Consider the following 12183-nt stretch of genomic DNA (forward strand, 5'->3'; position numbering starts at 1 on the left):
TCAAACGGTATGCTGCGTCCGGTTCACTCGGCCCCATCGGTGGTGACGACTCGCACCCTGACTGCCGAGTGCTTGTACTCGGGGATCTTAGCCACCGGGTCGAGCGTGTCGCCCGTGAGCGCATTCGCCAGCGGCGCCAGCGTGTGGAACGTCGCGAACACGGTGCCGGGGCGGACTGCCGGCGTCACCTCGGCGACGGCGGTCGTCCGCCCGCGGTCGTTCTCGATCCGGACCTGGTCTCCGTCGGCGACTCCCAGCACCTCGGCGTCGTCTGGATGGATCTGGAGCGTCTCGTCGCCGCGCATCCGAACGAGTCGGTCGGAGCGCCGGGTGAGCGCGCCGCTGTTGAAGTGCTCGATAACCCGGCCCGTGGTCAACACGAGGTCGTCGTCGCCGACGGCGTCAGCGGGATCGACGTGGTCGACGACCCGGAGGAGTGCGCCGGTTCCCGTTCGCGAACGTCGTTCGGTGGAGCACCGCCGTCCCCTCGTCGGCGCCCGCCGGGAACGGCCAGCGCTGGCTGCCGGTGTCGATCCCCGCGTAGCTCATGCCGGCGTACGGCGGCGTCGCGGCGGTCAGTTCCTCGAAGACGGCTTCGGGACCGTCGTAGTCGAACGCCTCGGGACGGCCCGTGAGGCGTGCGCCGAGGTCGCACAGCACGTCGAGGTCGCGGCGGGCGTCGGCGGGCGGGGCGGCGTTGGGGCGCATCCGGATCACCTGCCGGTCGGTGTTGGTGACGGTGCCGCCGCGTTCGGCCCACGCGCTCCCCGGGAGCACCACGTCGGCGTGGTCGGCAGTCTCCGTCCGGAACAGGTCCTGCACGACGAGACACTCCAGCGCGTCGAGCGCGTCGGCGACCCGGCCGGCGTTCGGCTCCGTCACCGCGGGGTTCTCCCCGAGGACGAACGCCGCACGCACGTCGTCACCGAACGCGTGCGTCGCCTCGACCTCGGTGAGGCCGGGGTCTGCGGGGAGGTCGTCGGGGGCGACACCCCACACGTCGGCGACGGCCGCGCGGGCGTCGGGGTCGGTGACGGGTCGGCCCCCCGGGAGCCGGTCCGGGAGCGCCCCCACGTCGCTGGCGCCCTGGACGTTGTTCTGGCCGCGGAGGGGGTTGACGCCGGTGCCGCGCCGCCCGACGTTGCCCGTCAACAGCGCGAGGTTGAGCAGCGCGTGGACGGTGGCGGTGCCGTAGTGGTGCTGGCTCACCCCCATGCCGGTGACGATGGCCGCCCGGTCTGCGGTGGCGTACGCGTGGGCGGCCGCCCGGATGTCTGCGGTGTCGACGCCCGCGCGGGCGGCCTCTTCGTCGACGTCGAGACCCGCCGCGAACCGTTCGAACGCAGCCAGCCCGTCGACCCGGTCGGCGCAGAACGCCTCGTCGACGAGACCGTCGCCGACGACGACCGCCGCCAGCGCGTTCAACAGCGAGATGTCGTATCCCGGGCGGACTTGGAGGTGCACGTCCGCCCCCGCGGTCGTCGCCGTCTCACGCGGGTCGACGTGGATCATCGTCGCGCCCGCGCGCAGCGCCGGGAGGATGTACGACCGGAAGATCACGGGGTGGTTCTCGGCGGGGTTCGCCCCCACGACGAGGAGCGCGTCGGCCTCGCGCAGGTCGTCCAGCGAGTTCGTCGCCGCGCCGGCGCCGAAGCGGTCGCGCATCGCCGCGACCGTCGAGGAGTGGCACAGTCGCGCGCAGTTGTCGACGTTGTTCGTCCCGAGCAGGCGGGCGCACTTCTGGAGGACGTAGTTTTCCTCGTTCGTGCAGTTCGAGGAGGCGAAGACGCTCACCGCGTCGGGCCCGTGCTCGGCGACGACGGACCCGAACGCCGACTCGACCCGGTCGAGTGCGTCGTCCCACGTCGTCTCGACGAGGTCGCCGTCCTCGCGGACGAGCGGCGCCGTCAGGCGGTCGGGGTGGTCGACGACGTCCCACGCGGCGACCCCCTTCGGGCACACCTCGCCCTTGGTGTTGACCGGACCGCGCCACCCGCGGGCGCCGCCGCTGTCCGGGTCGTACCGGATGCCGCAGCCGACGCCGCAGAACGGGCAGACACTCTCTGCAGGGGTGAACTCGCGGTCGTCGGAGTCGCTCATGGTCGGCGTTCGACGGCTGGGGTGCTATCTGTTTGGTCCCGTTCTACACCCGTGGGACGAACCGACCGACTCGCGACGGGACCGGCAGAGGTGTCCGCGTGCGGGCGGCGGTACGAATATCAACCGCCCGACGAAACGGACCCCATCGATGATCGAGCGACTCCTCGGCGACGAGCGGACGGACGCGGGGACGTACCTCGCAGAGTACATCTACGGCGCAAACGACGGCATCGTGACGACGTTCGCGGTCGTCGCCGGCGTCGCCGGGGCGGCGCTTGCGCCGTCGATCGTGTTGATCCTCGGGGTCGCGAACCTGCTCGCCGACGGGTTCTCGATGGGGATGAGCAACTACCTGAGCAGGCGCACCGAGATCGACTACCGCGAGGCCGACGGGCGCCCGGCCCACGACGACGGCAAGTCCCCGGCCAGGACCGCGCTGGCGACGTTCCTCGCGTTCGTGATAGCGGGGTGGATGCCGCTGCTCCCGTACGTGTTCGTCATCGAACCGCTGTTCGAGGCGGCGGTCGTCGTCACCGGCGTCGCGTTCTTCGCCGTCGGGGCGAGCAGGAGCCTCGTCACGAACCGCACGTGGTACCTCGCCGGCGGTGAGATGTTCGCCATCGGCATGACTGCCGCTGCCGTCGCCTACACGGTCGGCGTCCTCCTCGGTGGACTCGCGTGAGCGGCTACCGAGGAGAGACGCTGGCCGGTGGCTCAGGCGCTCTCGACGACCTCGACAACCTCGACGGCGTCGTCGTCCGAGCGCCGGAGCAGCCGCGACAGCGACCAGAGGACGATCACGATCCCTTCCAGGCGCGCGACGCTGTACACCCACGGGCGAAGCTCCACGTCCTGGTCGCCCTTCGCGGCGACCCGCATCCAGAAGTCGACCATCTCGCGGGGTTTGAGCGCCTCCCACAGACCAATTGCCAGCAGCAGCGTTTTGAACACCATGTCTCCAGACGTGGTACCGAGACACAAGGATATCGGTCGCGCGCGTGACGCGACCGACCGCCGAGGGCGTGTATGAGTGAACTGCGGCGTGTGGGAACCGTGCTCGGCGCGTTGGCGCTGTCGGTCGCGGTCGCCGTCTCGACGCCGTTCGCAACGCTGTCGCCGACGGGGCACTACGCGGTCGCGACGGCGCTGTTCGCCGCCGTGTTGTGGGTGACGGAGGCGCTTCCGCTCCCGGTGACGGCGCTGTGCGTGCCCGTCCTCCTGACGGTGTTCGGGGTGTCGCCGACGCTGGGCGGAGCGCTCGCGCCGTTCGCCGACCCGGTCGTGTTCCTGTTGCTGGCGGGCTTCGTGCTCGCGGCTGCACTGTCGAATCACGGTATCGACCGACGGATCGCCTACCGTCTCGTCGCCCGGGTCGGCACCTCGCCGCGGCGGCTGGTGTTGGCACTGATGGTCGCGACCGCCGTCCTGTCGATGCTCATCTCCAACACCGCGACGACCGCGATGATGATCCCAGTCGCGCTCGGTGTTGCTCGAAGCGCGACCGGAGCGGCGCCCGCCGGGAGCGAGCCAGCGTCGGTCGCAACTGACGGCGCCGGGTCCGCGGTCGGCGTCGACACCGACCCAGACGGGCGGACCGACGAGCCGACGAACATGGAGACGGCGGCACTACTGGGCACCGCCTACGCCGCCAGCATCGGTGGCGTCGGCACCATCATCGGGACACCGCCCAACGCCATCGTCGTCTCCCAGTTGTCGGCGCGGCTGGGGTACGAGATCAGCTTCGCGGAGTGGCTCCTTATCGGCCTGCCGGTCGTCGCAGTGAGCCTCCCGGTCGCGTGGTACCTGCTCGCGGTTCGGCTGTACCCCCCGGAGGTCGCTGACGTGTCGAACGCCCGTGAACACGCCCGCACGGCGCTCCAGTCGTTGGGGCCGGTGACGCCCGTGGGGCGACGCGTCGTCGCGATCGTCGGGGCGACCGCTGGGCTGTGGCTCCTCGGTGGGTTCGACTTCCTGTTCGAGTCGCTGCTCGCGCCGACGGTGTACACGACGCTGTTCGGCGGCGAGGGACCGAGCGTCTTCGGCGTGGGCCACCAGGGGGTTCTCTACTTCGTCGTCGTCGGCCTGGCGGCGATCCCGGCGCTGTTCCTCGCGGGCGGCATCGACTGGGACGACGTGACCGGGATCGACTGGGGGACGCTCCTGCTGTTGGGCGGCGGCCTCTCGCTGGCGGACGCGCTCGCGACGACCGACGCCGTCGCGTGGCTGGCCGACACGGTGCTGGGGCCGCTCGTCGGGGTGCCGATCGTCGTCCTCGTGTTCGTCATCGTGGTGACGACGATTCTGGCCGGCGAACTCGCGTCAAACACCGCGATGGCGGCGGTGTTGGCGCCGCTGTTGATCGACGTCGGGCCGCGCTACGCCGACGCGCTGGGAACGACCGGCGACACCGCGGCGGTGCTGTTGGCGGTCACCGGCGCCGTCGCCGCCAGCTTCGGGTTCGCGCTTCCGGTCGCGACGCCGCCGAACGCCATCGCCTTCGGCACCGGCCACGTCGGTCGCGAACAGATGCTGCGGGCGGGGAGCGTGCTCGACGTGGCGCTGGCGGTCGTCGTCACCGCGGTGCTGCTCGGCCTGTTCGCGGTGGTGTGGCCGCTCGTTGCCTGACCGGCGCGTGGGAGGTCGGGACCACGTCGGCGTGCGCGAACGCCGACGCAGTCGTGTCGGCAGTCGTGTTTCCGTCGGCGAGCGCCGCCACCCACGGGACGACTACGTCGGCGAGGCGGTCGTGTGCGGTCGCGTAGTCGATGGAGGAGGGCGTCGCCCCGCTGGCCGGTGTACGCGCCGAACTGGGAGTGGTTCACGCCGTCGAGTTCGACGACCGTCGCGTCAGGCGGAAGGACCGCGAGCCGACTCCGATAGGTGTCGCGGTCGAGCACGATGTCGGCGCTCCCGGTGACGCTCAGCGTCGGGACGGTCGGCGAGCGGTCGGCTTCGCAGTAGGCGGCCAGCAGCACCAGGCCGTCGACGCGCTCCGGGTGGCCACTCGCGTACCGGCAGGCCATCGCTCCGCCGAGCGAGTGCCCGCCGACGAGCCACCGGTCGACGTCGGGGTGCGCGTCGATCACCTGGTCGGCGGCGGCGGGGTCGAGCACTGCGAACTGGAGCGGCATCTCGGGGACGTACACCGCGACGTTCGCTCGAGCGGCCAGCGGCGCCAGCGATTCGAGGTACGCGTCGGCGGTCACGTGGCCACCGGGGTAGAACACGAGCGCGGTCGTCGCCTCGCCGTCCGCGGGTTCCAGCGCGTACACGCCGTCGCGGTGGGTCACCTCGACGCGGTCGTCCGCGCGGACGGCGTCGACGGAGCCCTCGGTCGGCCCCAACGGCGTCGCTAGGTAGTACCCGAGCGGCGCGGCGACGACGAGGAGCGCCACCAGCAGCCACAAGGCGACCCGTTCGGCGTTGCGGCGAAGCAGGTCTCCGAGACGAGCGCGCTCAGGCATCCACGCGGTCGGCGGGGTCGTCCCGGGCGTCGAGCGGTGTCAACTCCACTCGGTCGGCCTCCACGTCCTCGACGAACGCCCCGGGACCGCCGACGGTGACGCGGTCGTCGACGACGGCGAGCGTGAGCGAGTGCTGGACCGGGAACTCGTTGTTCGCGGGCGCGACGAGTCCCTGACTCACCTCGACCACCTCGCCGGTTATCTCGACCGCCTCTCCGGTGCCTGTCAGCCGACCGATGACACGCGCGCCGACGCCCTCGTTGGCGCGGCGGTGAAGTTCCGCCTGCATGACGGCCTGCCGGAAGTTCGTGTACCCGGCGGGGAGCGCGGCAGGGTCGGCGACGGCGGCCTCGACGGCCGCGGGCCAGTAGTTGCCGAGGAACGACCCGACGATGACGGGGCCGAGTTGCTGTTGGCTGAACACGATCGCCTGCTTCCCGCTGTTCGAGCGCGCGACCATCTCGGCGGGCGCGACGACCCCGGTTCGTCCGTCGACGGTGAGCATCGACGGCATCGGCTGGCCCCACACGCGCGCCGCCGTCGCGACACTCGACAGGTCGAGCGAGTCGTCGAGGTCGCCCTCGCGGACACCGGTGACGAGGAGCAAGACGAGGACGCCTCGGTCGACTGCCGCGCGCAGGTCGTCGGCGACCTCGTCGAGGCGGTCCAACGGGAACGACAGCGTCACCTCCTCGGTCGCCTCGGCGATCGCTCGGCGGATCCGCTTGACGACCGTCACGCGGGACTTGACGACCTCGAACGGCTCCTCCGTCGTCTCCGTCCGTGAGAAGCGCGCCTCCAGCGCCGGGCGCATCGACCGGGCGTCGCTAGCGAGTCGGTCGACGACCTCCTCGGGTGGGTTCGCCCGGATCGTCGTCGGCGTGACGTGGTCGTTGACGGTGACGAACCCCCGCGCCTCCAACTCCTCGCTGGCGCTGTACACGTACCGCTTCGAGACGCCCGCGGCCTCCGCGACGGTGCTGGCCTTCGCCTCGCCGTGTTCCAGGAGGGTGAGGTACGTGTCGACCTCCTTGTCCGACAGGCCGAACCGCTTCAACAGCCGATCGACGTCCACCTCGTCCACGTCGGCGCCGTCGGGGAGATCGGTGGGGTCCGTGGTCATGTCTCACACAGTCGCCCGTGGCACCGTATAGCTCCCGGTCGCGGGCGAACGGGTCGGTGTCCTACTCGTCGGTGGTCTCGTCTTCGTCCCCGTTCCCGGCGCCATCAGCATCTGCGTCGGTGTCGGTGTCGGTGTCGCCGTCAGTGTCGGCGTCCGCGTCGGCCGACCCACGTCGCGCCACCTCCACGAGCGTCTCTCGCTCCTCGAAGTACGCGGGGGCGTCGCGTTCGGCCTCGAAGGAGACGACCCGGCGGACGGCGTCGTCGGCGTCGAGGTCGCCGGCGTCGTGTTCGGCGAGGAGGTCGTCGGCCAAGTCGAGGTAGTCGCTCGCCAACTCTTGGAACAGTCGCATCCGCGTCTCGGTCGCCTCGACGGTCGCCTGCTTGCGCTGGAGGTCCGACTCGGCGGCCGCGAGGTCGCTCACGTCCTCGTCGGTGCTATCGTCGCCGTCCTGCGGGGTGTCGCCGTCGGGCGAGTCGGCGGCTTCGGTCGAACTGTCGGCGTCGAGTTCCGTCTCTCGTTCGGCCAGCGACGCCCGGAGGTCGGCGACGCCCTCGTCGATCTCTTCGATGAGCGTCTCCGCCTCGGCGGCCATCGTCTCCACGCGGCCCGCGAGCAGGCCCGCCTGCGTGCGGCAGTACTCGACGACCTCGCCGACGGCCCGTTCGTCGTCCGCGTCGTGCATGGGCGTCGCTTCCGGGCGGGGATGCAAAGCGGGTTCGGTCGACGGGCGGTACTGGTCGTGGATCGTGAGTCGTGGTGGTGCCCTCACTCGATCCGGCAGACGACCGCGTCGGCGACGCGGACCGCGTCGACGGTGCCACCGTCTGCCCGCACCCCGTCGGCGGCGGCCACGTCGGCGCCGGAGAGCAGGTCGGTCGGGAGCACTGACTCGGCGAGCGTGACCGACTGGGGGTCGTCGCCGAAGTTGAGCACGACCGCGAGGCGGTCTTCGCCGTCGTCGCGGACGTACGCTGTCACGCCGCGTGCGCCGCTCGTACCGGCGTCGTCGCCGACGGCGTCGTCGGTCCCGCCGACGATGCCGATGTCGCCGCCGCTCCCCGGGCCGCCGTCGTCCACGTTGGCTTCGTCGGCGGCTCCCACGACCGTGTACTCGATCTGTTCGACCGTGCCGTCGCGGAGGGCGTCGTGCTCGTCGCGCGCGGCGGCGAGTCGCCGGTGGAAGTCGGTGAGGTCGGCGTCGCCGTCGTACCAGGCCATCTCGCCGCGGTACTCGGTCATGCCGCGTTCTTGGCCGTAGTACACCATCGGGGCGCCCGGGAGAGTGAACGTCGCGGCGGCGGCCGCCCGGAGCGCGTCGAGGCCGCACTCGGTCCGGTAGCGCTCTTCGTCGTGGTTCTCGACGTAGCGCATCTGGACCGCAGAGCGCGGGAACCCCTGCACTGCGGTGGCGTCGAGGGCGTCGTGGATCGAGTCGGCGTCCGCGGCGCCAGTGCCGATCCGACGGAGCGTCTCGTACAGCGTCGTGTCGTAGTGCATGTCGAACTCCGCCTCGTGCATGAACGGGTCGCGCGGGATGGTCTCGTCGAGCAGGAGGAACTCGGGGTCACGGCGGCGGAGGCGCTCGGCGGCCTCCTTCCAGAAGCCGTGCGGGACGCCCCACGCCACGTCACAGCGGAAGCCGTCGACCACGGCGGCCCACTCGTCGATCACTGACAGCATCCACGCGCGGACCGTCGGCGAGTCGTAGTTCAGGTCGGGGATGCGCTCCCAGTTGAAGCGGAACTCGGGCGTGCCCTCGCCGGCCCAGTCCACGGTCGAGGGTTCTCCTCGGCGGGACGACGGGGGTACTGCTCGTCGAAGGCGTCGACGCCGGCGGCGTGCTGTTGGAACGCCGGATGGTCGCGGGAGGTGTGGTTGATCACCAGGTCGAACACGACGCGGATGTCGCGCTCGTGGCAGGCGTCGACGAGCGACTCGAACTCCGCGCGGGTACCGAGGTCCGTCGCCGTGTCGAAGAAGTCCGTGGTGTGGTAGCCGTGCGTGGTCGGACTCTGGAGGACGGGGGTGAGCCACAGCACGTCGACGCCGAGCGACTCAACGTACGGGAGTCGGCGCTCGATCTCTCGGAACGTCGTGTCGGGCGTCTCGCCCGCGAACGAGCGCACGAACACCTCGTAGATGGTCGGCGACTCGGCCCACGCCGGCGGGTCGTTCGGGCGGAATATCGAGACCGGTGCGTCGCCGTCGGTGGCTGCGCCCGCGTCGGGTTCGTCCGTGGCCACACCGCGGTCGCCGACCGCGATTTCGACCGTGTCCAGCACGCCGTAGCGGTCCGCGACGGGGACGGCGTGGACGCGCGCGACGCCCGCCTCCGGGAGCGACTCGCGAGGCACCGTGAGCGTCTCGCCGTCGACGTGGACCGTCTCTGTCGAGAGGTCGTCGCGACCGTCGAACAGCCATTCCACCTCGGGGTCGGCGCCCGCGGGCGTCGTCTCGGGGTCGGGGCCGGCGGGGGCCGCCTCGGCGTGCGCCGTGACCACGACGCCCTCGTCGGTCGCGGTCGCGTCGAGGTGGAGGCGCGGGCGACCCGGCCCCGAAACCGTCTCTTCGCCGCCGACGCCGTTCCCGAGGGAGTCGTCGAAGGCGAACGAGTACACGTGGCTCCCCGGCGGGAGGTGGGTGCGATGGGAGAGGCGGTCGTCGGCGTCGGTGGGACGCTCCGCGGCGACGCTCCAGTCGTTGAACGTCCCGGCGACCGACACGCGGTCTGCCGCGACCGACTCCGTCGGGGCGTCGAAGTCCTCCTTGTCGACGTGCAGGGTCGTCTCCGTCCGTTCGTCGGGGTACGCGCGGACGGTCTGCTCGTGGACGCCGTCGGGCGCCGAGAGTTCGACGCGGTAGGTGCCGGGCACGTCCGGCGCGAGGTGGACGACCGTGCCCTCGCCGAGTGTGGCACCGCTCCCGTCGGGTGCCGAGACGACGGTCCACTCGAACTCGTCGTGGCCGTCCGCGTCGGTCCGGGCGCCGTCAGGGCCGACCTCGACGACCGCGTCGAGGTTCCGCGGGGCCAACTCGACCGTCTCGCCGACGCTGGTGGCGCGTGGCGGGCCCGGGTGGTGCGTGGGGTCGTGGGGGCTGCCGTCGGCGCGTCGCCGTCGCGCGTGCCGACGTCCGCGGGCGGACTGCTCATGCCCGACTCCGCGGGTCGCTCGACGCTTGAGCGTTCCGGAACCGTCTGAATCTGTGAAATATGATTACAACAAGAATTATCCCTCGTGCCCCACCCCTACCGAACATGAGACTGCGTGACGCACTCGACGACCACAAGCGCAACCGGGACCACCCCACCCGGTTCCCCGGCGAGCGACGGACGACCGCCGGACTCTTCTCCGGGGCCGCGGGGCGACTCGTCCACGTCGCTCCGGACGGGACGGTGCGAGACTACGGCTACCCGCTCTCTGGCCTCTCCGGCGTCGCTGACTCGCGGGTCGCGCTGCGCCTCGACGACCCGCCGGCGGAACTTGACTGGGACGCCGAGGGGGTTCGACCCGCCGCCGACGACGCCGCCGTGGTCAGCTTCGAGGCTGGCGAGCAGTCGTACCACGGGGCGACGGCGCTCGTCGAGACCACCTTCGAGACGCCCGTCGGCGGCGTCACCCGGTTCGACCTGACCGTCGACACCGACGCCGGCGCCGCTCACGTGACGCGTGTTGCATTCGACGACCCCTCGCGGGCGAGCGAGGCGGGGGCCGCCCTCCTCGTCGGCTGTACGTTCGCACCGGAGGGGCGCGACGCCCGCGTCGGCCAACTCCACCACGACGACGCCGTCGAAGTGTTCCACGACCGCGAGCGCGACTTCCTCGCCGGCGACGCCGGCCTTGACGTGCTCGGCGGGGGCCTCCCGGCGGCACCGGAGGCGGTGTTGTCCCCGGAGCCACACGAGGCCGACGCGACCTCGCTGGGCGACCGCCGCGAAGAGGACCACCTCGGTGGCGACGTGGTCGCTGCGGTGCCGGCCGTCGACGGCGTGGCGACCGCCGCGACCCTGCTGTCCGAGCGCGAGGACGCCGACCGGGAGGCGTCGCTGGCCGCACTCGACGACCTGTTCGCCGTGGTCGACACCGCCGACTCGCTCGTCGACCTCGCCCAGTCGACCGACGCCGCCGTGTCGCTCCCCGACGGCGTCGCCCGCGCGGCCGCCGCCGTCGACGACCTGCGGGTGTTGTCGTTGCTGTCGGCGCCGACGGGGATGCGGATCGCCGGGCCGGACTTCGACCCCCACTACGTCCACTCCGGCGGCTACGGCTACACGTGGTTCCGCGACGACGCAGAGGTGTCCGGCTTCCTGCTCGGTGCCGACGGGCGCTTCGACCTCGGGATCGAGGAGTGGCACCGGCGCAGTGCCCGCGCGTACCTCGACACACAACTCCCGGACGGGACGTGGCCCCACCGCGTGTGGCCCCGCAACGGCGCGCTCGCGCCGGGGTGGGCGAACGCCCGGATGGAGGCGCTCGAAGACGTGGAGTACCAAGCCGACCAGACCGCCAGCGTCGCGGCGTTCCTCGCGCGGTTCCTCGCCGGCCTCGACGACGACGACCCGATGGTCGACGAGGTGACGGCGGCGCTCGACGACGCGCTCGACGGGATGGTCGACTCGCTCGCCGACGACGGGCGACCGGTCGCCTGTCAGAACGCGTGGGAGGACGGCGTCGGGCGCTTCGCCCACACCGCCGCGCGGTTCCTCGACGCGTTCTCCGCGATCGCCGCGCTCGGGCCCGAGCGGTTCGAGCGCGCCGTCGAGGCGACCGACCGGGCCGCGCTCCTCTACGACGCGCTCGACGACCTCTGGGTCGCCGACCGCGGCGTGTTCGCCGTGAGCGAACTCGGCGACGGCTCGCTCGACGCGCGCCTCGACTCGGCGACGTTCGCGCTGGCGGACGCCCACCGGGCGTACGCCGCGATCGGCGAGATCGACGAGACGCGCCGAAATCGGCTCGTCGAACACCTCGACGCCACGATCGACGGCCTGTACCACGACCCCGCAGACAGCGACGTCGAGGGGCTGGTCCGCTACGAGGGCGACGCGTGGCGCCAGCGCGGCCAGGGTCACGAGAAGATCTGGACCGTGTCGACGGCGTGGGGGCGAACGCCGCCGGCGAACTGGCGGCCCTGTTGGCCGACGAGGACGACGCGCGCGCCGACGAGTTCGCCGCCCGGGCAAGCGACCTGCTCGACCTAGTAGGCCCCGAGGGCCCGTTGACGGTGGCCGGCGGCTACCAGCCGGAGCAGTTCTTCGACGACGGCACCGCCGACAGCGCGACGCCGCTGGGGTGGCCCCACGCCATCCGGCTGGCGACGACGGCGCTGCTCGACGACCACGACGCACTCGCCAGCGAGCAGACCGAACGGCTACGCGCCGACGACTGAGCCTGGCTTTCCGCGGCCCTTCCGTGCCGCTGAGTCGGCCCGGTTTCTCTCCACCGCCGCTGGATCACGCAGAGGGGGTCGTCCGCGATGCTCCTGTTCGTGACG

Annotated in this window: 9 protein-coding genes and 2 pseudogenes; 4 read left to right on the plus strand and 7 right to left on the minus strand. The window is 71.9% G+C overall.

Annotated elements, in window-relative coordinates; translation table 11 throughout:
- Window positions 1-23: 23 nt before the first annotated feature.
- Window positions 24-2100: pseudogene (fdhF, locus tag P0R32_RS15410) on the minus strand (formate dehydrogenase subunit alpha).
- A gap of 148 nt (window positions 2101-2248) precedes the next feature.
- On the opposite strand from fdhF, the gene P0R32_RS15415 reads away from it, so the two are divergent.
- Window positions 2249-2782: a VIT1/CCC1 transporter family protein gene (locus tag P0R32_RS15415; RefSeq protein ID WP_276239533.1), complete on the plus strand. Its 534-nt coding sequence runs from the start codon at window positions 2249-2251 to the stop codon at window positions 2780-2782.
- Between the two features lie 32 nt (window positions 2783-2814).
- On the opposite strand, the gene P0R32_RS15420 is transcribed toward P0R32_RS15415, so the two are convergent.
- The gene (locus P0R32_RS15420) at window positions 2815-3054 is read right to left on the minus strand and encodes a hypothetical protein (RefSeq protein ID WP_276239534.1); all 240 of its coding nucleotides are present in this window, start codon (window positions 3052-3054) and stop codon (window positions 2815-2817) included.
- Between the two features lie 72 nt (window positions 3055-3126).
- Between P0R32_RS15420 and P0R32_RS15425 the strand changes: the two genes are divergently transcribed.
- Window positions 3127-4725: an SLC13 family permease gene (locus P0R32_RS15425; RefSeq protein ID WP_276239535.1), complete on the plus strand. Its 1599-nt coding sequence runs from the start codon at window positions 3127-3129 to the stop codon at window positions 4723-4725.
- Between the two features lie 209 nt (window positions 4726-4934).
- Here P0R32_RS15425 and P0R32_RS15430 read toward each other — a convergent pair.
- The 5 genes and pseudogenes from P0R32_RS15430 to P0R32_RS15450 form a co-directional block, all read right to left on the minus strand.
- A pseudogene (locus tag P0R32_RS15430) lies at window positions 4935-5564 on the minus strand (alpha/beta fold hydrolase); the annotation flags it as partial.
- On the minus strand, window positions 5557-6648 hold the full coding sequence (locus tag P0R32_RS15435; protein ID WP_276239646.1) for a TrmB family transcriptional regulator: 1092 nt from the start codon (window positions 6646-6648) through the stop codon (window positions 5557-5559). The pseudogene P0R32_RS15430 and the gene P0R32_RS15435, both read right to left, overlap by 8 nt.
- 100 nt (window positions 6649-6748) lie before the next feature.
- Window positions 6749-7372, minus strand: coding sequence for a hypothetical protein (locus P0R32_RS15440; protein ID WP_276239537.1), 624 nt, complete (start codon window positions 7370-7372; stop codon window positions 6749-6751).
- An 83-nt stretch (window positions 7373-7455) separates the two neighbouring features.
- The gene (locus P0R32_RS15445) at window positions 7456-8463 is read right to left on the minus strand and encodes an alpha-amylase family glycosyl hydrolase (RefSeq protein ID WP_276239552.1); all 1008 of its coding nucleotides are present in this window, start codon (window positions 8461-8463) and stop codon (window positions 7456-7458) included.
- Window positions 8400-9722 (minus strand): alpha-amylase family glycosyl hydrolase, encoded by a 1323-nt coding sequence (locus P0R32_RS15450; protein WP_276239553.1) that lies wholly within the window; start codon window positions 9720-9722, stop codon window positions 8400-8402. The genes P0R32_RS15445 and P0R32_RS15450 overlap by 64 nt, the downstream gene beginning before the upstream one ends.
- Window positions 9723-9946: 224 nt before the next feature.
- Here P0R32_RS15450 and P0R32_RS15455 point away from each other — a divergent pair, with 224 nt between their 5' ends.
- A complete protein-coding gene (locus P0R32_RS15455) occupies window positions 9947-11890 on the plus strand; it encodes a DUF7997 domain-containing protein (protein WP_432765140.1) in 1944 nt (647 codons plus the stop codon).
- The gene (locus tag P0R32_RS17975) at window positions 11824-12078 is read left to right on the plus strand and encodes a hypothetical protein (RefSeq protein WP_432765141.1); all 255 of its coding nucleotides are present in this window, start codon (window positions 11824-11826) and stop codon (window positions 12076-12078) included. The genes P0R32_RS15455 and P0R32_RS17975 overlap by 67 nt, the downstream gene beginning before the upstream one ends.
- Window positions 12079-12183 lie beyond the last annotated feature (105 nt).

The sequence above is a fragment of the Halobaculum marinum genome, from assembly GCF_029338555.1.
Taxonomy (GTDB): domain Archaea; phylum Halobacteriota; class Halobacteria; order Halobacteriales; family Haloferacaceae; genus Halobaculum; species Halobaculum marinum.

Coding starts and splice junctions, on each gene's coding strand:
- P0R32_RS15415 (WP_276239533.1), top strand. CDS start 2,249: ATGATCGAGCGACTCCTCGGCGACGAGCGGACGGACGCGGGGACGTAC.
- P0R32_RS15420 (WP_276239534.1), bottom strand. CDS start 3,054: ATGGTGTTCAAAACGCTGCTGCTGGCAATTGGTCTGTGGGAGGCGCTC.
- P0R32_RS15425 (WP_276239535.1), top strand. CDS start 3,127: ATGAGTGAACTGCGGCGTGTGGGAACCGTGCTCGGCGCGTTGGCGCTG.
- P0R32_RS15440 (WP_276239537.1), bottom strand. CDS start 7,372: ATGCACGACGCGGACGACGAACGGGCCGTCGGCGAGGTCGTCGAGTAC.
- P0R32_RS15455 (WP_432765140.1), top strand. CDS start 9,947: ATGAGACTGCGTGACGCACTCGACGACCACAAGCGCAACCGGGACCAC.